We start from the raw sequence: 20,315 nt of genomic DNA, 5'->3' as shown, positions 1-20,315 counted from the left end.
GGGCTTTGCCCACCCACTCAGGCGGCGTTTGCCGCGTGAACCGCTTCCTCAACCCTGGAGAGTTCATCATGAGCAAGAGATTCAACCCCTTGTCGACAGCCGTTGCCGTGGCGACGGCGACCCTGGTGATCGGCATCGCCGGCTGCGCGTCCACGCGCTCCAACGACGAAACCGCCGGCCTGTCTCGCGACGCCGACACGACCCCGACGCTGGCCCAGGCCACCCCCACCAATCCGCTGGACACGACGAGCCAGCCCAATGCCCCCGACGTCATCGCGACGCCCATGCCTGCGGAAACCCCGGTCGCCGCCGCGCCGCCCGTGGCCAGCATCGAGCCTCAGCCCGCCCAGCCCCTCAGCGAGGCCACGCCCGCTTCGCCGGCGACGGATGTCAGCGCGCCCATGCCCGCCCAGACGACGCAGCCCACGCAGCCGAGCACACCGGTGTATCCGAGCAGCACCGACACGACCACGACGACCACGACCGACACGTCGACCAGCAGCAACAACAACGTCGATCAGGCACTGCCGCCGCGGCGCGACCGCCACTGAGGCGGAGAAGGCTAGAGCGCGAGCGCCTGGCTGAGCGCTTGCGCCGGCCGCAGCGAGCCAACGTCGATGCCGCGCCAGTTGCGCAATTGCAAGTGGCTGTAGCCGCGCAACAGCTCGTCCTCGGTCTTCAGCAGGCCTTGGGCGACTGCGGCAAAGGCTGCTTCGGCCGCGCGGACAGCGCCATCGTCGATCTTGAGCGCGATGCCGAGGCCCAGTTCCGGCAGGGCTGCGCAATAGACGCCCTCGGCGCCGATCTTGCAGAAGACGCGCTCGCCATAGGCCTGCATGACGCGGGTGTCGAAACGGTCGGTGCCGCCCACCATGAAGGGTGCGACGGCGGCGGCTTGGCGCAGCCTGCGCGCGGCGCGGGCGTTGCCGTCGGACAGGCCCTGGCCGCTGCCGCAGCGCGCGAAGGCCAGCGCCAATGAGCGCAGCGGCAGGGCGAAGGTCGGGATGGAGCAGCCGTCGATGCCGCGCGGCGCCTGCTCGACGTCGATGCCCGTTGTTGCCGACAAGGATGCCGACACCTCGCGCATGACGGCGTGCTCGGCCGCGACATAGCCCCGCACGAACTCGACCGGCTCGGCGCCGGCATTGCGTGCCATCAGGCAGGCGACGCAGACAAAGCCGCTGTGCTTGCCCGAGCAGTTGTTGTGCAGCGGCGTGGCCAGCTCGCCGCGCGCCACCATGCCGCGCAGCACGGGCTCGCGGCTGGGCCATTGCGTGCCGCATTCCAGTGCATCGGCATCCAGCCCCAGCTTGGCCAGCACGCCGGCCGCCGTGGCCACATGCTCGGGCTCGCCGCTGTGCGAGGCGCAGGCCAGGGCCAGCTCGGCGTCCGTCAGCCCGAAGGCTTCGGCCGCACCGCTGGCCACCAGCGGCAGGGCCTGCAGCAGCTTGACGGCCGAGCGCGGGAAGATGGGTCGGTCGATGTCGCCCAGGGCCGTGTGCACGGTGCCCGATGCGTCGACGATGGCAAGCGCGCCGGCATGCCGGGATTCGACGGCGCTGCCGCGCAGCACTTCGATCAGGACGGGGTTCATGCCGCCGATCATCACCGAAGAAAAGGCCCGATGCGTTCAGGCATCGGGCCCTGGTGTCGGTCAGCGCCTGTAGAGCAACTCTTCAGCTGCAACTCTGGCTCGCGACAACTCCAATCTAGTCGAACGCCGTCGACTGCACAGGTGAGCGAGGCCGCATGCGATCGTCAGTGCAGCCCTACGCGAGCGCGGCAACCGTGAAGCGGGCGCGCTGATGGTGCGGCTGCTCGATCTCGTCGGCAATGGCCACGGCCAGGTCGGCCACCGTGATGCCGGCGGGGGCGTCGCCCGCCATCAGCAGCTGCTCGCCGCCGACACGGTAGCCGCCGCTGCGTGCGCCCGGCGCCAACAGGGCCGGCGGGCTCAGGAAGGTCCAGTCCAGCGCGGTGTTGCCGCGCAGGGCCGTCAGGTGGTCACGGGCGGCGCGGGCGCCGGGCACGATGTTGGCCGGCACATGGCTGGCGAAGTCCGGCGTGTCCACGAGTTGCACGCCGGGTGCCACGAAGAGGCTGCCCGCCCCGCCGACGACAAGCAGGCGCTTCACGCCGCTGGCCTCCACGCCCTGGGTGATGGCGGTGGCGCCGCGCAGGAACTTGTCATAGAGCTCGGCCTCGTTCCAGCCCGGATTGAAGGCCGACACGACGGCGTCGTGGCCATGCACGGCGGTCGTCACGGCGTTGGCGTCGTAGGCGTCGGCAGCGACGGCCGTCAGGCCCGGGCGGGCTTCCAGCTTGGCGGGGTCGCGGGTCAGTGCCGTGACCTGATGGCCGCGTCGCAGCAGTTCGGCCAGCACGGCGCTGCCAACGAAGCCGGTGGGGCCGATGAGGGCGATGTTCATGGTGTTCTCCAAAGGGTGAAGTGATGAGTGAACGATATGGGCTTCAAGATCTGGCGATAAGACGGCCAAAATCGCCAAGACCTTGAAGCAGGAGTTGAAGATGGACGAGCTCAAGCCCTTTGCCGTGTTCGCCGAAACCGTGGCCGCCGGCTCCATGAGCGCGGCCGGGCGGCGCCTGGGCATGAGCGCCTCGGCCGTCAGTCAGACGCTGCGCACGCTGGAGCGCCAGATGGGCGTGACGCTGCTGCACCGCTCGACCCGAAAGCTCGCGCTGACCGAGGCCGGCGAGCGCTGCTACCCGCACTGCCTGCGCCTCGTCGAGGCGGCCCGCGCGGCGGCGGATTCGCTGGCCCACGCGCGTGACGCGCCCAGCGGCGAGTTGCGCGTCGCTGCACCCGTCGGCTTTGCGGCGCATATCGCCCAGGCGCTGGCGCCGGTGCTGGCGCAGTCGCCGCAGCTGCGGCTGCGCTTGCTGGTGGACGACGCCATGATCGACCTCATCGACGCCCGCATCGACATCGCGGTGCGCGTCGGCCAGCTCGCCGACTCCAACTGGGTGGCGCGGCCGCTGTGCGAGATCGAGATGGTGCTGTGCGCGGCGCCGAGCTATGTCGAGCGCCACGGCGAGCCAGCGACGCCAGCCGATCTGCTTGGTTTCGACTGGCTGGCCTGGGCCCGCGAGGCGCAGGACACCTCGGACGCCGCGCCGACCATTGCCCTGCTGCTGCACGGCGCCGGCGGCGAAAGCCAGCGCCTGCAGGTGCCCGTGCGTATCGCCAGCAACAACCATGTGGCGTTGCAGCAGATGTGCGAGCAGGGCCTGGGCATTGCGCGCCTGGGCTATTCAGACGTGCTGTTGGCGCTGTCGCGCGGCACCTTGGTGCGGCTGCTGCCGCAATGGCGCTTCACGCCGATGCCCGCGGTGGCGGTTACGCCGAAGCGCGAAGGCGAACCGGCCAAGGTGAGGGTGGCGATCGAGGCGCTGAAGCGGTATTTCGCGACGCTGCCGGGGCTTGTCTAGTCGACGTGCACCCGATTCCGCCCACCCCGCTTGGCCGCGTAGAGAGCCTGGTCCGCACGGTTGAGCAGGCTGTCGCCTTGATGCTGCAGCGGCGCGCCGCCCGAGATGCCGACGCTGATGCGCACGAGCAGGCCGGGCGTGATGGCGGCCCAGTCATGCTCGACGACGGCCAGGCGCAGGCGTTCGCAGATCTCGGCGGCCTGCTGCGGCGCGATGCCCACCAGCACGGCTAAAAATTCCTCGCCGCCGATGCGGGCCATCAGGTCGGCGCTGCGCAGGCGGTGGCGCAGCAGCTGGGCGAGCTGCTGCAGCACGGCGTCGCCGACGGCGTGGCCATGGGTGTCGTTGATCTTCTTGAAGTGATCGACGTCCAGCGCGGCGACGCTGATGACCTGGTTGGCCATGCGCGCTCCCTCCACCAGCAGGGGCAGGGCGAACTCGGCGTGGCGGCGGTTGTGCAGGCCGGTCAGCACGTCCTCGTGGGCGGCGCGGTCCAGGGCCATGGCGTGCTCGCGCAGGCGCGCCTGCTCGGTCTCGAGGTGGACGGCGCGGGCGCGCTCGCGGCGGGCGTCGGCGGTGGCGCTGTCGGCGCGGGCCTGGGCCTGCTCGACCTGATCGCGGATCAGGATGACCTCGGTCTGCAGCACGAGGTTGTCGCGCGTGATCTGGCGGTCCAGGCCGACGAGTTCCTCCAGCCAGGCGAGGGCCTCACGGTATTGGCCGCAGGCCTTGTGGGTCTCGTAGAGCGAGCGGATCAGCAGGCGGCGCAGCTTGGGCGGCGGCTCGACGGCGGCGTGCAGCAGCGCCTCCAGGATGCGCGCGGCCTGCAGCGGTTCGCCCTTGAGGCGCAGGAAGACGGCGCGCTGCGCGTCGGCTTCGATGGCCAGCGTGCGGTAGCCGTGGTCGTGGGCGAGATGGCCGAATTCGTTCAGCAGCGGCAGGGCTTCGTCGAGCAGGCCGCCGGCCAGCAGCGCATTGACGAGGTTAGACACGGCCACCGCCACCTGGAAGGGGCTGCCCGACTGGCGCGCCAGCACGGTGGCCTGCTCGGCGGTGCGGCGTGCGCTGGCCACGGCTTCCGCCAGCACGGCGGTTTCGCCGCAGGTCCGGGCCTCCTCGACGCGGCGCAGCCAGAAATAGGCCAGGTTGTTGTGGCAGGAGAACAGCACCTCGGCGCAGTCGGTGAGGGCGGCGATCTCCAGCGCCTGGTCGGTCGAGGCGCAGGCTTGGGCTGGGTTGTCCAGGCTGGAATAGGCCACGCCCAGGCGGTTCAGCGCCCAGGCTTCGCGGGTGGGGTCGGCGGCACGGCGCGCCGCCGCCAGCGCCTTCATGCCGGATTCCAGCGCCTCGCGGCCCATCAGCAACTGGCCGTAGATGAAGGCCTCGGAGGTCAGCGCGTCGGCCAGCAGGGCGTCGTCGGCCAGCCGCTCGGCCAGGCTCAGGGCCTCGGTGGCGCAGCGCGCACTGGCCGTCAACCGGCCCAGGCGCGGGTATTGATGGGCCAGCAGCGCCAGGGCCTCGGCACGCCGGCGCAGCTGGGTCAGCGGGCAGGTCAGCAGCAGCTGCTCCAGGGCCTCGCTGGACGCCTGGTAGCCCCCCGTCGCGGCGCGCAGGCGCGCGGCGGCAAAGCCCTCGTCGAAGGCGGCGGTGTCAAAACCGGTGTCTTCGGCAGGCAGTGCGGGGAGGTCTAGCAGGTCTGACATGGAATCAGGCGATTCTGCCTAGGCCCAGAATGCCGCCCATGAGCGACACAGCTGTTTTCGGGGTCGACTTCACGAGTGCACCCCGCCGTAGCAAGCCAATCCGGGTCGCCGGCGGCCAGCGCCATGGTTCTGTTGTGCGCCTGACAGGATTGGTAGCGCTACATGACCTGGACGAGTTTTCCACCTGGGTGGCCCGCCCCGGCCCTTGGGTGGCCGGCTTCGACCTGCCCTTCGGCCTGCCGCGTGAGCTCGTCGAGCAACTGGGCTGGCCGACCGACTACGCCGCGCTGATGGCGCTCTACGCCGGCCTGAGTCGCGAAGAAATCCGCGCGCGCTTCGCCGCCTTCTGCGACGCGCGGCCGGCAGGGTCCAAGTTCGCCCATCGCGCCTGCGACGGGCCGGCCGGCGCCAGCCCGAGCATGAAGTGGGTCAACCCGCCGGTGGCCTGGATGCTGCATGCCGGTGTGCCGAGGTTGATCCAGGCCGGCGTGCATCTGGCCGGCCATCTGGACGGCGACGCCAGCCGCGTCGCGCTGGAGGCCTACCCGGGCCTGCTGGCGCGCGAACTGATTGGCAGGCGCTCCTACAAGAGCGACACCAAGGCCGCGCAGACGCCCGAACGGCTGATCGCGCGCAAGGACATCGTCGAGGGCCTGGAGCAGGGCCGCACGCGGCTGGGGCTGCGCCTCAAGCTCAGCCACGCGCAGCGCGACGAACTGGTGGCGGACGCCAGCGGCGACAGCCTGGATGCGGTGCTGGCGATGCTGCAGGCAGCTTGGGCGGCGCAGCAGCCGCGCCATGGTTGGCCGGAGGCTGTCGATCCGCTCGAGGGGTGGATCGTCAGCGCCTGAGCGAAGCATCATCACGCCGAGCCCTCATGAACCGCCGCAATCTCTGTGTCAGCACGCTGTTCGGCCTGCTGCCTCTGCATGCCAGGGCCGACAGTCTGCGCCTGCCCTCGGGCGAGGTGGCGCTGCTGCTGGACGGCGACTTCCCTGCCAACACCCGGCGCGAGATCGACCTCTGGGTCGCGCGCAGCGTGGCCGCGCTGGCGGGCTATTTCGGCCGCCAGCCCCAGCCACGCATCGAGCTGCGCCTGCGGGCGGCTCCCGGCGAAGGCATCAACGGCGGCTGGACCGATGTCGACCCTCAGCCCTTCGTCAGCGTGCGGGTGGGCCGGCAAACCGTCGCCGCGCGCTTTCTGAACGACTGGGTGCTGGTGCATGAACTGGTGCACCTGAGCGTGCCCAATCTGCCGCGTGCGCACACCTGGCTGCACGAAGGGCTGGCGACCTATGTCGAGACGGTGGCGCGTGCGCGCGCCGGCATCACGCCGGTCATGCAGCTCTGGACCGAGCTGGTCCGCGGCATGCCGCAAGGCCTGCCCGCCCGCGGCGATGGCGGCCTCGACGGCACGCACAGCTGGGGCCGTCTCTACTGGGGCGGCGCCATCTTCTGCCTACAGGCCGATGTGCGCATGCTGCGGGCCAGCGGTGGCCGCGCGGGGTTGCGGCAGGCCCTGCAGGGCGTGCAGGCGGCGGGCGGCCACTATGGCCAGGACTGGAGCGTCAAGCGCCTGCTGGCCGTGGCCGATGCCGCCGTCGGCCAGACGGTGCTGACCGAGCTCTATCGCGACATGAAGGACACGGCCATGCCCGTCGACCTCGCCGCGCTGTGGCGCGAGCTGGGCGTGGTGGCCGAGGGTGACGGCGTGCGGCTGGACGACGCGGCGCCGGGTGCGGCGATCCGGCGTGTCATCGAGGCACGCTAGCTAGCGCGCCGCCGCCGCGCGCCAGGCCGTGGCAAAGCGCTCCAGCTCGGCGTCGTCGACGTCCGACAAGCCCCAGTACTGCATCGCGCCGAGGTCGGCCCCTGGGCCATCGCGTGCGTACGTCTGCAGGCCTAAGGCGGGTTGCCGTGCGCCGCGTCCTGCGCTTCGACGAAGGCGCGGCGGAAGGCCAGCGGCTCCGCGATGCCGTCAATGGGCGCATGGGATGAGCCCGTGCCCGCGATGACCAGCGTGCCGAAGTTGAGCATGCGACCCACCAGCGACTGATCGACCTGGATGCTCTCCACCTTGTTGATGTTGATCTCGATGGTGTGGCGACGGATGAAGCCGTGCTTGACGATCAAGCGCTTGGTGGTCACGGCCACCTCGGTGGAGCGGATGCGCACGTAGGCAACGCCCCACAGGATGAGCCCCAGCCCGAAGGCAGGCAGCAACAGCAGCCCGAACAGCAACAGGTGCCAGACCGACCACAGGCTGGTACGCCCGAGGTGAACGACTTGTTCGCCGGGCACGAGAACTTCATCGACATAGCTGGACATGGTGAGATCCTTTTCTCTGGAAGGTGCCCGGGGGCTGAAAGCTTGGCGCCCGTCAGCGCAGTCCCACCTGCCCCTTCCAGGCATTCAGGATCTTGGCCCGGTCCCAGGCGCGGCCGGCCTTCATCGTCCACGCCACTTCAGGCAAAGCCGGCTTGGCCGCATCCAGCGGTGTGGCAAAGGCAATCAGGTCGGCGCGCAGGCCCGGGGCGATGCGGCCGATGTCGGCCGTGCGGCCCAGGTAGGTCGCGCCGTTGGCCGTCATGACCTTGACCGCCGCCGCCGCGTCGAAGCCGGCCTCGCGCAGCAGCTCGAACTGGCGCAGCGACGACCAGCCCGGGATGACGCCGCCATAGCCCGTCGGGTCGGTGCCGGCGACGAGCAGGCCGCCGGCGTCGTGAAAGCGCTTCTCCCACACCATGTTCTTCGGGAAGATGCGGCCATGCGGGTTGGGGCCGCCGCGCTGGATGGCGGTGTAGCGCCCGACGTATTGCTCGCGCAGCTGCGGCATCAAGAGGTCAAGCGCCGCGGCCGGGGCCATGGGGCGGCCGTAGGAGAAGGTTTCGAAGATGGTCAGCGTCGACGTCAGCGCCACCTTGCGCTCAATCATCTGGCGCTGCAGGGCGGCCATGCGCGGGTCGTCGACGGCGAGGGCATCGAGGGACTTGGGCACGGCGTCGCCGCTGGGGCAGGCGTCGGCCTGTTTGCCGTCGACGAAATCGCTGGACGCGAAGAAGCCATGCTCGAGGTTGTCGATGCCCATGGCTGTCGCTTCGGCATAGGTCACCGCGCAGAGATGGGCCGTGACCTTGGCCTTGCGTTCGTGGGCGGCCTTGACGATCGCGTCGAGCTGCTCGCGCGTCAGATGCATATAGCCCTTGTACGAGGTCGCGCCGACGTCGGCCCAGTAGCCTACTTGGCGCACGGCGTCCTCGGCGTTGACGAGGCGCGGCACCTGGGCCACGAAGGCCTGGATGCCGTTCAGGAAGGGGGCCGTCACGTCCAGGTCGGGGCCGGGTGCCTTGCCGTCGCGGATGTCCTTCCAGGTGTTGAGGTCGGCATAGGGGCTCATGCTGCCGGCCGTGCGCATCGTCGTCACGCCGCCGGCCAAGTACAGCAGCGGGAAGCTCTGGAAGAAGGCACCGTAGCTGCCGCGCTCGGTCGGGTAGAACAGGTGCTCGTGCAGCAGCACGAAGCCGGGCATCAGCGCGCCACCGGCGAGGTCCTTCACCAGCGCGCCGGCGGGGGTCTTGAGCTCGGCGTCGGGGGCGACCGAGACGATGCGGCCATCGCGGATCAGCACGCTCATGTGCTCGCGCGGCGCACTGCCCGTGCCGTCGTAGAGCTGGGCGTTGCGCAGCAGCGTGACGGGGGCGTTGAAGAGGGTGAAGCGCTCGGTGTCGCTGGGCGGTGCGGGCGTTTGCGCGAGGGCGGCCGTACAGAGCAGGGCAGCGAGGAGGAGGCTGGGCTTCTTCATGCGAAGCATCCTCGCACGGCCATCGCGCTCAGAGATCGGGGATGACCTCGGGGTGACCTGCGTGGGCGAGGTGGCTGACCAGGGGCAGGCCCGGCCCCCAGGCATGGATGAGCCAGCCCGCCGGCTCCAGCGCGATGGCCAGCGGCGCATCGGGTGCGAGATCCAGTGCCACTTGATGGGCCGTGGACGGCGCGCTGAGCGAGGTGGCGTGGGCGATGCGGCCCAGCGTCATGCGGTGCAGATGGCCGCAGACGACGCGCTGCACCTGCGGGTGGCGGGCGATCAGCGCCTCGAAGCCAGCCAGGCCCTGCTGCAGAGCCATGCCGTCCATCACCGCCAGGCCTGTCGTGTGGGGCGGGTGGTGCAGGGCGACCAGGGTGGGCATGGAAGGGCGTTCGGCCAGCAGGGCTTCGGCCTGGGCGAGCCGGGCTTCGTCCAGGCCGCCTTCGGGCCGGCCATCGACGAGGCTGTCGAGCACGACCAGGCGCAGCGGGCCGGGCAGGTCCAGCGCGTACTGGATGGCCGGCGCRCCGGCATCGCCGCAGAACACCTTGAGCAGGCCCGCAAAGGCCTGCTGCAGCGGGCCGCGCGCATCGTGGTTGCCGGGCAGCAGCGCGAGCGGCAGGCCAGCCTCGATCAGCGGCGCGAGCAGGTCGCGCAGCAGCGCGTACTCGGCCGGGTGGCCGGCGTCGACGAGGTCGCCGCTGATCAGCACGGCAACGGGGCGTGGCTTGATCTGCAGCACGCGCTCGACCGCATGGCGCAGCGCCGCGGCCGTGTCGACGCGGCCGCAGATCAGCCGGCCCGGATGCGTGATGTGCGGGTCGCTGAGCTGGACGAGCAGATAGGGCGTGGCGTCCATGGCGCCATCACTTCCTCATCAAGGTGCTCTTGCCGAACAAGCTTTCGATGAGGTCGACCGCCACCAACGCGGTGCGGTTCTTCTCGTCCAGCGCCGGGTTCAGCTCCATCAGGTCCATGGAGGCCATGCGGCCGGTGTCGGCGATCATCTCCATGCACAGATGGGCTTCGCGATAGGTCGGGCCGCCGCCGACCGTCGTGCCGACGCCGGGCGCCATCACCGGGTCGAGGAAGTCGACGTCGAAGCTGACGTGCAGATGGGTGTTGTCGTCCAGAGTCGCCAGCGCCAGCTCCATGGTGTGGCGCATGCCCATCTCGTCGATGAAGCGCATGTCGAACACTTCCAGGTCGTGCTCGTGCACGAAGGCGCGTTCGCCCTCGTCGACGCTGCGGATGCCGATCTGGCGGATCCACTTCGGCGAGATGGCCGGCACATGGCCGCCGATCTCGATGAGCTCCTTGGGGCCGAAGCCGCACAGGCAGGCGACCGGCATGCCGTGGATGTTGCCGCTGGGCGTCAGCTCGCTGGTGTTGAAGTCGGCATGGGCGTCCAGCCACAGCACGCGCAGCTTCTTGGCGGCATCACGGCAGTGGCGGGCCACGGCGCTGATGGAGCCCAGGCCCAGGCAGTGGTCGCCGCCGAGCAGGATGGGCATGCGGCCGGTCTTGAGCTCGTTGTAGACGGCGTCGTGAACGGTCTGGTTCCAGGCCACCACTTCCTGCAGATGGCGGTAGCCCTCGGTCGGCGGCAGCCAGGGGTTGGACGGGCCGCTGAGGTTGCCGCGGTCGACCACGTCGACGCCGCGGGCACGCAGGGCCTCGGCCAGGCCGGCCACGCGCATGGCTTCGGGGCCCATGCTGGCGCCGCGGGCACCGGCGCCGATGTCGGTGGGGGCGCCGATCAGGGAGACATTGCGGAGTTTGGTCATGGCTTGGCTGGGCTCGCGGGCGTGGCAAGTTCGGGTTGGGATTCGAGCACGGCCCAGGCTTCTTCGGCCGTCTCGACGTAGTGGAAGAGCTGCTGGTCTTCGGGCTTGATCATGCCGGTCTCGATCAGCCACTCGATGTTGAGGAGCTTGGTCCAGAACTCGCGTCCGAACAGCAGGATGGGGCGGGGCCGGCTCTTCTTGGTCTGGATCAGCGTCAGCGTCTCGAACAGTTCATCCAGCGTGCCGAAGCCGCCGGGGAAGCACACCAGGGCCAAGGCGCGCATCAGGAAATGCATCTTGCGCAGGCCAAAATAGTGGAAGCGGAAGCACAGCTCCGGCGTGATGTAGGGGTTGGGGTACTGCTCATGCGGCAGCACGATGTTCAGGCCGACGCTCTTGCCACCCATCTCGTAGGCGCCGCGGTTGCCGGCTTCCATGATGCCGGGGCCGCCGCCGGTGGCGATGACGACATGGTTGCCGCGCTCGACACAGGCGGCCGTCGCGATCTGGGCGAAGCGGCGTGCTTCCTCGTAGTAGCGGCTCATGGCGAGGTGGCGTCGGGCGCGCAGCGCGCCGGCCTCGTCGCCGCGGTCCTCGGCCACCGTCAGCAGGGCCTGAGCGGCCTCTTCGGACAGGATGCGGGCGCTGCCGAAGATGACGATGGTGGATTTGACGCCGTGCTCGTTCTGCAGCAGCTCGGGCTTCATCAGCTCCAGCTGCATGCGCACGGCGCGCATGTCCTGGCGCAGCAGGAAGGTCTCGTCCTTGAAGGCCAGGTTGTAGGCGGCGCCCGGGCCGTCGTAGTCAGGGTGAGGGGGCAGGTCGCGGCACTCTTCCTTGGCGGTCGGGAAGTTGCGCGTCGGGACGTCGGTGGGCTTCATGGGGCGAGAGAGATTGTGGGCAGGTCAGCGCTGGATTTTGTGCTTCATTCCGAAGCCACCGCTGCATGAAATCCGGGGCCGAGCGCCGGGCCGCTCCCAAGCCGGCCCGCCAGGGGCCGCTAGCGGCTCAATGCCGTGAGCGGCCTCGTCCCCTCGGGGGACCGGCTGGGGGCGCCCGCGTTCAGCGAGGCGAGGCCGGACGAGGGGTTCCATATTCGCCGCTGCAGACGGAGCATTCGGGGTCGCGCTGCATGGCGATCTCGCTCCACTGCATGCGCCGGCCGTCCAGCATCAGCAGTCGCCCGGCCAGCGGCTCGCCGATGCCGGCCAGCAGCTTCAGCGCCTCGGCGGCCTGCATGCTGCCGACGATGCCCACCAGCGGCGCGAACACGCCCATGGTGGCGCAGGCCACGTCCTCGAAACCGGACTCGGGCGGGAACAGGCAGGCATAGCAGGGCAGCTCGCGGGAGCGGCTGTCATAGACGCTGATCTGGCCGTCGAAACCAATGGCCGCGCCCGACACCAGCGGCCTGGCGTGGCGCACGCAGGCGGCGTTGACGAGATGGCGGGTGGCGAAGTTGTCGGTGCAGTCGATGACGACGTCCACGCGCGGGACTTCGTCATCGAGCAGGGTGGCATCGGCCTTCTGAGCCAGGGCGCGCACCTGCACGCCGGGGTTCAGGGCCGCCATGCGCGCGGCGGCGGACTCGACCTTCAGCCGCTCCAGGCTGCCCATGTCGTGGGCGATCTGGCGCTGCAGATTGGTCAGCGACACCGTGTCGTGGTCGACCAGGGTGATGTGGCCGACGCCGGCGGAGGCCAGGTAGAGCGCCACCGGCGAGCCCAGGCCGCCGGCGCCGATGACGAGGGCACTGGCGTCGAGCAGGCGCTGCTGGCCCTCGATGCCGATCTCGTCGAGCATCAGATGGCGGGAGTAGCGCAGCAGATCGTCGTCGGTCATGGCGTCAGGATAGCTCTACGCCATCTGCATGAGACCCGCGGCCGGGCAAGGGCTTGGGCTGCGGGCCGACACTGCCGGGCCCATGCCATCCACATCCGAAATCACCCCCCTCAGCCCGGCGCTGACGTTGCTGATGGCCACGGCCACCGGCCTGGCCGTCGCATCCCTGTATTACGTGCAGCCTTTGCTCGGCCTGCTGTCCGGGCAGTTCGGTGTCGGCAGCGCCACCATCGGCCTGCTGCCCACGCTGACCCAGCTCGGCTATGCGGCGGCCATCCTGCTGCTGTCACCGCTGGGAGACCGTTTCGACCGGCGCCGCATCATCCTCGTCAAGGCGGTCGCGCTGGTGGCGGCGCTGGCCTTCGCCGCGCTCGCGCCCGGCTTTGCGGCCCTGTGCGTGGCCTGCGTGGCCATCGGCCTGACGGCGACGCTGGCCCAGGACATCGTGCCCGCCGTGGCCACGCTGGCGCCCGAGGCCGAGCGCGGCAAGCGCGTGGGCCAGGTCATGACCGGCCTGCTGCTGGGCATCCTGCTTTCGCGCGTGGCCAGCGGTGCGCTGGCGGCCCTGGCCGGCTGGCGCGCCGTCTATGCGGTGGCCGCCGTGGCGGTGGCGGCCCTGATCCCGCTGCTGTGGCGTGGCCTGCCGCGCTTCGTGCCGGCGACGCAGGCGGGCTATGGCGCGCTGCTGGCGTCCATGGCGGGCCTGTGGGTCAGGCATCCCGCGCTGCGGCGGGCCGCCCTGGCCCAGGGGCTGCTGAGCGTGGCCTTCAGCGCTTTCTGGTCGACGCTGGCCCTGGTGCTGGCGGGGCCGGAGTTCGGCCAGGGCAGCGCCGTGGCCGGCGCCTTCGGCCTGGCCGGCGCGGCCGGGGCCCTGGCGGCACCTTTGGCCGGCGGCATGGCGGACCAGCGCGGCCCACAGGCCGTCATCCGCGTCGGCGCGCTGCTGGTCTTCATCGCCTTCGCCGTGCAGGCCCTGGCGCCGGCGTCGCTGTGGCTTCTGGTGGGCGTGGCGATCGTGTTCGACCTGGGCGTGCAGGCGGCATTGGTGTCGCACCAGAGCGTGGTCTATAGCCTGGACCCGGCCTCGCGCAGCCGGCTCAATGCCGTGCTCGTCAGCTCGATGTTCGTCGGCATGGCCAGCGGTGCGGCGCTGGGGTCTGTGCTGTTGGCGTCGTTTGGATGGAGGGCGGTGCCTGCGCTGGGCGCTGCCGCTGCGGCGGGGGCGTTGATGGTGGCTTGGGGGCGGCGCTGAGGTGCTTCTGAGGCGCTGAAGGTTGTTTGGCCAGCACGGCCTGCTCGGTGGCATCGCAGCTGCGAGCGGGGCTGATCAGCGGGCGGCGGCTGCGGTCATGCAACGCCTGAACATCGCCCTGGGCGAGCTCGAAGCGGCCGAGCCACTTGTAGCCGGTCTTGGGGCTGATGCCGAACTGACGACACAGCGCTCGCACGTTGGCGCCGTCCTGGCGGGCCAGGTGCACGAATTCTTGACGCAGGGACACGGTGCTCTTCTCCGTCCAGACCATGGGCTTCTTCCGGGGCTTCTAAACCCCCAAAGCGTTACCCATGTCCTGGCACACCCGTTACCTATGTCCCCGGTCTATACAGCGCGTCAGAGAAAGGTTAGCCGCCCTGCCGGGGCGGACTCCCGGCTCACTGCACGCGAGTCATGAAGTCCCAGGCAAAGCCAACCCAATAAAAAAACGGGCCTCAATCTGAGGCCCGTTTTCAATGAGGTGTACGACTCCGGTTACTCGGGCGTCTTGGCTTCGGCCTTGCGCTCGACGGCCGACTTGGAGGCGATGACAGGCTGGCCCTTGAGCTTGTTCAGCGCTTGCATCAGCGGGAAGTCTTCGGTCGAACCGAACTCGGGCAGGGGCTTGGGCGGCTCGGCGCGCTTGGCGTACTCGGCTTCCAGCTTCTGGCGCGCTTCCTCGCGGGCCTTGGTGCGGGCTTCGGTCTCTTCAGCCTCGGGGCCGTTGTTCAGGTGTTTCTCGAGGTCGGCCTCACGCATGCGCAGGGCAGCGAAGACATTGCCTTCGGCGGTTTCGTCCAGCAGCACGTCGGGCACAATGCCCTTGGCCTGGATGGAGCGGCCGCTCGGCGTGTAGTAGCGCGCCGTGGTGATCTTCAGTGCCGTTTCCGGGCCCAGCTGGCGCACGGTCTGCACCGAGCCCTTGCCGAAGGTCTGGGCACCCATGACGGTGGCGCGTTGGTGATCCTGCAGGGCGCCGGCGACGATCTCGCTGGCGCTGGCCGAGCCTTCGTTGACGAGCACCACCAGCGGCACGTTCTTCAAGGCGGCGGGCAGGCGCTTGATCGGGTCGTCGCTGCTGCGGCGGCGGTAGTCGTCGGGGCTGGCCTTGTAGCTGGCCTTGGACTCGGCGATCTGGCCGTTGGTCGACACGACCTCGACGTCCTTGGGCAGGAAGGCCGCCGAGATGGCGATGGACGCATCCAACAGGCCGCCCGGGTCGTTGCGCAGGTCCAGCACCAGACCCTTGAGGTTGGGCTCCTGCTTGTAGATTTCCTCGAGCTTTTTGGCGAAGTCGTCGACGGTGCGGTCCTGGAACTGGCTGACGCGGATCCAGGCGTAGCCCGGCTCGACGACCTTGGCGCGCACGCTCTGGACCTTGATTTCCTCGCGCACGATGGTCACGGGGAAGGTGCGGTTCTCGGCCTTGCGGTAGATGGTGAGGCTGACCTTGGTGGACGGGTCGCCGCGCATCTTCTTGACGGCCTGGTCGATGGTCATGCCGCGCACGGCCGTGTCATCGATGCGGCTGATCATGTCGCCGCTCTTCAGGCCGGCGCGGAAGGCGGGCGAGCCTTCGATGGGGGAGACGATCTTGACCAGGCCGTCTTCCATGCCGATCTCGATGCCGACGCCGACGAATTTGCCGGTCGTGCCTTCACGGAATTCCTTGAAGGTCTTCTTGTCGAAGAACTGGGAGTGCGGGTCCAGGCCGGACACCATGCCGGCGATGGCGTCGTTGATCAGCTTCTTTTCGTCGACGGATTCGACGTAGTCGCTCTTGACGAGACCGAAGACGGCAGCGAGCTGCTGCATTTCGTCCAGGGGCAGTGGGGAAAGGCTGCTGCGCGCATTGGCCTGGAGTTGCATCGTGGTGAGTGCACCTGCAACGGCACCGAGGGCAACCCAACCGGCGACTTTCAATCTGGAGCTCATGTGGCCGAGTCCTGTCATCAACGAGGTCCTGCCAAAAACAGCTTGACAGGTGGGCCCAGTTTAGCCGGCGGTGATTTATGCGCGGCATCGATTTACCTGCCGGAAACCCTTCAAATCGGGTATCGAAGTGATGGAATGCGCGGGCGTTACTTCTCGTGTGGCCTGACGAAAGTCATTGGTACGAGACGTAGCCGTCAGCAACTGAGCTTCTGGCCGGCCAGGCGGCAGGTCGACAGCGGTTGGCCGAGGGCGTCCAGGGCCTGCAGCTGCCAGCCCTCGGGGGTGGCGGTCAGCAGCGACAGCCCGAAATCGGTATGGGTGCGCACCGTCTCAAGCCGGGCGCCGGGTAGCAGTTCGTGCTTCAGCGCCGCGGCGTCGTTGACGCGGCCGGATGCGGCAGAGCCACCGTTGCCGATGACCAGGGTGACGGGGTGATTGCTGGCGAAGCCCAGGGCCTGGTGCATGTGGATGTGGCCGTGCAGGGTCGCCTGCACGCCGGGCGGGAAGAGCCGGCCAGGCGTGGCGTCCTGCAGCAGCGGGGTCAGGCCCGATCGGGCCGTGCCGGGCGCCCCGGTCAGGCTGGGGCTGAAGGCCAGGCTGGGGTGGTGGTTGACGAACACGCTCTGGGCGCTGCCCCGGGCCAGCTCGCCCACTTGGTCGAGCTGCTGGCGCCAGCGGGCCCAGGCCGGCGATTCCCGGGGCGGCGTGCGGCTGCCAATCTCCGAGGAATCGAAGACGATGAGCTGGCTGCGCGACGACAGCGGCACGGCGAATGGCGCCGTGAAATCACCGTCGTTGGCGCCCGGCCCGGCGGGCTGGCAGCTGCGTGCCGGGCCGGTTTCTGCGTCCAGATAGCGCAGCCAGCCCTGGCCGGCGCGGGCGCAGGCCTCGTGGTTGCCGCGCACGAAGACCCAGGGCGCGGCCGCCAGCAGGGCGCGGGCGGGGTGGAAGAAGTCGGCCTGCCAGGTGTCGTCGCCATAGCCCCAGGGGCTGCCGGCACAGATGGCCATGTCCGCCGGGCACGGGCTTTCGCGGTAGTGGTAATCGCCGACGTGGATGACGAGGTCGGGCTTGAGCGCCAGGGCCAGGGCCAGCACGCGCGGGAAGGGCCAGCCGGAGGCATCGTTGCAACCCTGGAAGTCGCGGTCCGAGGCCTTGAGGCGGCAGCCGGTGTCGCCGATGACGACGATGCGGTGGGCCTCGGCCGCAGGTGCCTGCAGGGCGACACCCCCCACCTGCAGCTGTGCCACGCCCCCCGGCCAGGGCGCCTCGCAGGCGCGCAGCGTGAAGGCGGTCGGCTTGCGCTCGGGCTCCTTGTTGCCTGGCGGCGGGGGCTCGTCGCCGGGGGCGCTGCGCTGCGTCATCGCCGCGCTGCCTTCCGGCCAGACGAGGCGTGGGCAGCCGGCGTCGGCCGTCAGCGCCCGCACGGCCCAGGCGGGGCCGGCGACGGCCTGCACCCAGGCCTGCTGCAGCCCGACCTGGGCAGGCGAGGCCGGCGGCGCCGGTGGCAGAGGAGGTGCGGCGCAGCCGGCAAACACCAGCAGGGCCGCGAGCCACGGGAAACGCGCGCGATGAATCATGTGTCGATCAACTGTGTGAGCGGTGGGAGATTAGCGCGCCCATGACGGCGGCTAGCCGTTAGATTGCGGGCCACCTGTAACTTTGCCGCCCGCCATGCCCGTCGCCAGCCGCCTCACCCTGCTCGCCCTGGCCCTTTCGTCGTCGGCCTTTGCCGCGCAGATCGGCACCATTCCGCCGGCGCAGGCGCTGACGGCCGAACGCGTTGCCACGCTGCCGGCTACCGAGCGTGCGGCCTGGGCCGACTACCTGGCCCGTTCCGACGCCCAGCGCATGGCCGATCGCGCCGCGCTGGCCGCCGAGCGCAAGGGCCTGAGCACCTGGCCTGCGCYGCCAGCGTCGCGTGGTGACGGCGCGGCCAGCATGCCGCTGGACAAGCCGGCAGACTGGTACGGCAGCGACGCCGCCCTGCTCATCGCGCGCAATGTGCTGAGCTATCAGACGCCGGCCGGCGGCTGGGGCAAGAACCAGCCCAGAGACGCCGCGCCACGCCAGCCAGGCCAGTCCTTCGTGGCCGACAACAGTCCGAAGAAGCCGCCGCCTGCGGACGATTTCGACTTTCCGCACGATGCGCAGTGGAGCTATGTCGGCACCATCGACAACGACGCGACCATCACTGAAACCCGCTTCCTCGCCAAGGTGGCTGCGGCCCTGCCCGGCGAGGCCGGCAATGCCTACCGCCAGGGGGCCGAACGCGGTGTGCGCTATCTGCTGGCGGCGCAGTTCCCCAACGGCGGCTGGCCGCAGGTGTGGCCGTTGCAGGGCGGCTATCACGACGCCATCACGATGAACGACAACGCCGTCACCGACGTGGCGGAGCTGATGGGCGCCGTGGCCCGCGGCGAGGCCGGCCTGGGCGTGCTGCCGGCGCCGCTGCGGGCCGAGGCGGCCGCGGCCGAGAAGCGCGCCGTGCAGCTGTTGCTGGCCACGCAGATCCGCATCGACGGCAAGCCCACGCTGTGGGCCCAGCAGCACGACGCGTTGACGCTGGCGCCGGCTTCGGCACGCAACTACGAGCCGCCGGCGCTGAGCAGCGGCGAGAGCGCCCACGCGCTGGGCTATCTGATGAGCCTGCCGCAGCCCTCGCCAGCCGTCGTCGACGCCGTGCGCTCGGGCATCGCCATGCTGCGCGCGCTGGCCGTGCGCGACCGCGCCTGGACCAAGGTGGACGAAGCCCAGGGTCGTCGCCTCGTCGTGCAGCCCGGTGCCGGGCCGCTGTGGGCGCGCTACTACGACGTGAAGACGCTCAAGCCGGTGTTCGGCGACCGCGACAAGAGCCTGCATGACGACGTCAACGACATCAGCCTGGAACGCCGCAACGGCTACAACTGGTGGGGCGCCTCGCCGGTGAAGACGCTGGAGTTCTACGACAAGGTCTGGGCGCCGCGGTGGGTCAAGCCATGAGGAAAGGCTGAACGAATCTCTAGCGCGCATCGCATCCCTGCTTTGGGCGGTCTGCGGCGTTGCAAATCCTCGTCGGGTGTTCAACCCGACTCCGGTTTGCGCCTTGCAGCCCATCCCAAACCAGGGCGCGCTGCATCGCGGAGACCCATTCAACCTTTCCTGAGTTCAAACCGCTTGATGTCGCCCACGACGAACAGGTAGCAGCAGACGGCCACCAGCGCGTTGGCGGCGACAAAGACCAGGGCCGCATTGAACGAGCCCGTGCCCTTGATCAGATAGCCGATGACGATGGGCGTCGTGATACCGGCGGTGTTGCCGAAGGTGTTGAACAGCGCGCCCGACAGGCCCGAGATTTCCTTGGGCGAGGTGTCCGACACGACGGCCCAGCCCAGCGCCCCCAGGCCCTTGCCGAAGAAGGCCAGCGACATGATGGCGACGACGACGGTGGCGCTGTCGACGTAGTTGCACAGGATCATGCTGGTGGACAGCAGCATGCCGATGACGATGGGCGTCTTGCGGGCGATGGTCAGGCTCTTGCCGCGGCGCAGCAGGCCGTCCGAGATCACGCCGCCCAGCACGCCGCCGGCGAAGCCGCAGATGGCCGGCAGCGCCGCAACGAAGCCGGCGTTGAGGATGGACATGCCGCGTTCCTTGACGAGGTAGACGGGGAACCAGGTCAGGAAGAAATAGGTCAGCGTGGTGATGCAGTACTGGCCGACGTAGACGCCCATCAGCATGCGGTTGGAGAGCAGCTGCTTGATGTAGTCGAGCTTGGGCGATTCGGGCTTGAAGCTGCGGCTCTGCGTGCCGGGCTGGTCCATGTGGACCAGGGCGCCGCCGGCGGCGATGTAGTCGAGCTCGGCCTGGTTGATGCCGGGGTGGGTCTTGGGCGTGAAGACGGTCTTCATCCAGACGGCGCTGAGAGCAATTCCCAGCAAGCCCATGACGACGAAGACGGCTGGCCAGCCATAGCTGTGCGTGATCCAGCCCATCAGCGGCGCGAACAGCACGGTGGCGAAGTACTGGGCCGAGTTGAAGATGGCCGAAGCCGTGCCACGCTCGTTGGCCGGGAACCAGGACGCGACGATGCGGCCGTTGGCCGGGAAGGAGGGCGCCTCGGCCGCGCCGACCAGGAAGCGCAGCGCGAACAGCACGACGACGGCGGTCGTGGCCGTCGCGGTCAGGAAGCTGATGCCGCCCTGCAGCAGCGTGAACACCGACCAGATGAAGATGCTGGCCGCATAGACCTTCTTGGAGCCGAAGCGGTCCAGCAACCAGCCGCCGGGCAACTGCGCGATGACATAGGACCAGCCGAAGGCCGAGAAGATGAAGCCCATGGTCACCGAGTCGATGCCCAGGTCCTTGGACAACGCAGGCCCGGCGATGGACAGCGTGGCGCGGTCGGCGTAGTTGATCGTCGTGACGATGAAGAGCATGGCCAGGATGGCGAAGCGCTTCTTGGTTCGCGTGGCGCTTGCGGCTTGGGCCAGCGAGGCGGTGGCGGTGTGCATCGGTTGTCTCCGGGAATGCAGCGGCTCCGCCTCTTGTCGGGCGGTGGT

At 69.6% G+C, this 20,315-nt stretch carries 18 protein-coding genes and 1 pseudogene; 6 read left to right on the top strand and 13 right to left on the bottom strand.

Features of this window, described 5'->3' with window-relative positions; translation table 11 throughout:
- Window positions 1–68 precede the first annotated feature (68 nt).
- Window positions 69–551 (top strand): hypothetical protein, encoded by a 483-nt coding sequence (locus AC1D2H_RS00810; RefSeq protein ID WP_478009535.1) that lies wholly within the window; start codon window positions 69–71, stop codon window positions 549–551.
- Between the two features lie 11 nt (window positions 552–562).
- Here the strand turns inward: AC1D2H_RS00810 and AC1D2H_RS00805 are convergent, their stop codons facing one another.
- Both AC1D2H_RS00805 and AC1D2H_RS00800 read right to left on the bottom strand, forming a co-directional pair.
- Window positions 563–1,594 carry an asparaginase gene (locus AC1D2H_RS00805; RefSeq protein WP_478009534.1) on the bottom strand — a complete coding sequence of 344 codons (1,032 nt, stop codon included), beginning with the start codon at window positions 1,592–1,594 and terminating at the stop codon, window positions 563–565.
- 175 nt (window positions 1,595–1,769) lie between these two features.
- Window positions 1,770–2,429 carry an NAD(P)-dependent oxidoreductase gene (locus AC1D2H_RS00800; RefSeq protein WP_478009533.1) on the bottom strand — a complete coding sequence of 220 codons (660 nt, stop codon included), beginning with the start codon at window positions 2,427–2,429 and terminating at the stop codon, window positions 1,770–1,772.
- Window positions 2,430–2,529: 100 nt separating this feature from the next.
- Here AC1D2H_RS00800 and AC1D2H_RS00795 point away from each other — a divergent pair, with 100 nt between their 5' ends.
- Complete coding sequence (locus AC1D2H_RS00795; protein WP_478009532.1) at window positions 2,530–3,450, top strand: LysR family transcriptional regulator; 921 nt, start codon at window positions 2,530–2,532, stop codon at window positions 3,448–3,450.
- Here the strand turns inward: AC1D2H_RS00795 and AC1D2H_RS00790 are convergent.
- The gene (locus AC1D2H_RS00790; RefSeq protein WP_477933114.1) at window positions 3,447–5,153 is read right to left on the bottom strand and encodes a GGDEF domain-containing protein; all 1,707 of its coding nucleotides are present in this window, start codon (window positions 5,151–5,153) and stop codon (window positions 3,447–3,449) included. The genes AC1D2H_RS00795 and AC1D2H_RS00790 overlap by 4 nt on opposite strands.
- Before the next feature lie 29 nt (window positions 5,154–5,182).
- On the opposite strand from AC1D2H_RS00790, the gene AC1D2H_RS00785 reads away from it, so the two are divergent.
- On the top strand, window positions 5,183–6,004 hold the full coding sequence (locus AC1D2H_RS00785) for a DUF429 domain-containing protein (protein WP_478009531.1): 822 nt from the start codon (window positions 5,183–5,185) through the stop codon (window positions 6,002–6,004).
- A 26-nt stretch (window positions 6,005–6,030) separates the two neighbouring features.
- Window positions 6,031–6,924, top strand: a complete 894-nt coding sequence (locus tag AC1D2H_RS00780) for a hypothetical protein (protein WP_478009530.1) — start codon at window positions 6,031–6,033, stop codon at window positions 6,922–6,924.
- Window positions 6,925–7,055: 131 nt separating this feature from the next.
- Here AC1D2H_RS00780 and AC1D2H_RS00775 read toward each other — a convergent pair whose 3' ends face one another.
- The 6 genes from AC1D2H_RS00775 to AC1D2H_RS00750 form a co-directional block, all read right to left on the bottom strand.
- The gene (locus AC1D2H_RS00775; RefSeq protein WP_477933109.1) at window positions 7,056–7,481 is read right to left on the bottom strand and encodes a PH domain-containing protein; all 426 of its coding nucleotides are present in this window, start codon (window positions 7,479–7,481) and stop codon (window positions 7,056–7,058) included.
- 52 nt (window positions 7,482–7,533) lie between these two features.
- On the bottom strand, window positions 7,534–8,955 hold the full coding sequence (locus AC1D2H_RS00770; RefSeq protein ID WP_478009529.1) for an amidohydrolase family protein: 1,422 nt from the start codon (window positions 8,953–8,955) through the stop codon (window positions 7,534–7,536).
- Between the two features lie 28 nt (window positions 8,956–8,983).
- Window positions 8,984–9,817, bottom strand: coding sequence for a phosphodiesterase (locus tag AC1D2H_RS00765; RefSeq protein ID WP_478009528.1), 834 nt, complete (start codon window positions 9,815–9,817; stop codon window positions 8,984–8,986).
- Window positions 9,818–9,824: 7 nt separating this feature from the next.
- On the bottom strand, window positions 9,825–10,745 hold the full coding sequence (rocF, locus tag AC1D2H_RS00760) for an arginase (protein ID WP_477933103.1): 921 nt from the start codon (window positions 10,743–10,745) through the stop codon (window positions 9,825–9,827).
- Window positions 10,742–11,626: an LOG family protein gene (locus tag AC1D2H_RS00755; RefSeq protein ID WP_478009527.1), complete on the bottom strand. Its 885-nt coding sequence runs from the start codon at window positions 11,624–11,626 to the stop codon at window positions 10,742–10,744. Before AC1D2H_RS00755 ends, rocF begins: the two co-directional genes overlap by 4 nt.
- Window positions 11,627–11,807: 181 nt before the next feature.
- Entirely contained in the window at window positions 11,808–12,587 is a 780-nt protein-coding gene (locus tag AC1D2H_RS00750) for a HesA/MoeB/ThiF family protein (protein WP_477933099.1), read from the bottom strand.
- Between the two features lie 82 nt (window positions 12,588–12,669).
- On the opposite strand from AC1D2H_RS00750, the gene AC1D2H_RS00745 reads away from it, so the two are divergent.
- The gene (locus tag AC1D2H_RS00745) at window positions 12,670–13,839 is read left to right on the top strand and encodes an MFS transporter (RefSeq protein ID WP_477933097.1); all 1,170 of its coding nucleotides are present in this window, start codon (window positions 12,670–12,672) and stop codon (window positions 13,837–13,839) included.
- Between the two features lie 52 nt (window positions 13,840–13,891).
- Here AC1D2H_RS00745 and AC1D2H_RS00740 read toward each other — a convergent pair.
- From AC1D2H_RS00740 to AC1D2H_RS00730, 3 genes and pseudogenes are all read right to left on the bottom strand, one after another.
- Window positions 13,892–14,110: pseudogene (locus AC1D2H_RS00740) on the bottom strand (helix-turn-helix domain-containing protein); the annotation flags it as partial.
- 224 nt (window positions 14,111–14,334) lie between these two features.
- Window positions 14,335–15,774, bottom strand: coding sequence for a S41 family peptidase (locus tag AC1D2H_RS00735; RefSeq protein ID WP_477933095.1), 1,440 nt, complete (start codon window positions 15,772–15,774; stop codon window positions 14,335–14,337).
- Between the two features lie 194 nt (window positions 15,775–15,968).
- Window positions 15,969–17,354 (bottom strand): metallophosphoesterase, encoded by a 1,386-nt coding sequence (locus tag AC1D2H_RS00730; protein WP_478009526.1) that lies wholly within the window; start codon window positions 17,352–17,354, stop codon window positions 15,969–15,971.
- 94 nt (window positions 17,355–17,448) lie between these two features.
- Between AC1D2H_RS00730 and pelA the strand changes: the two genes are divergently transcribed.
- Entirely contained in the window at window positions 17,449–18,756 is a 1,308-nt protein-coding gene (gene pelA, locus AC1D2H_RS00725; protein ID WP_478009525.1) for a pectate lyase, read from the top strand.
- Between the two features lie 149 nt (window positions 18,757–18,905).
- On the opposite strand, the gene AC1D2H_RS00720 is transcribed toward pelA, so the two are convergent.
- The gene (locus tag AC1D2H_RS00720; RefSeq protein ID WP_478009524.1) at window positions 18,906–20,267 is read right to left on the bottom strand and encodes an MFS transporter; all 1,362 of its coding nucleotides are present in this window, start codon (window positions 20,265–20,267) and stop codon (window positions 18,906–18,908) included.
- Between the last annotated feature and the right edge of the window lie 48 nt (window positions 20,268–20,315).

It is taken from the genome of Roseateles sp. P1_C1_2 (genome assembly GCF_056406535.1).
The sequence above is the reverse complement of the archived record's forward strand: the minus strand, read 5'-3'. Positions and strand labels throughout refer to the sequence as shown.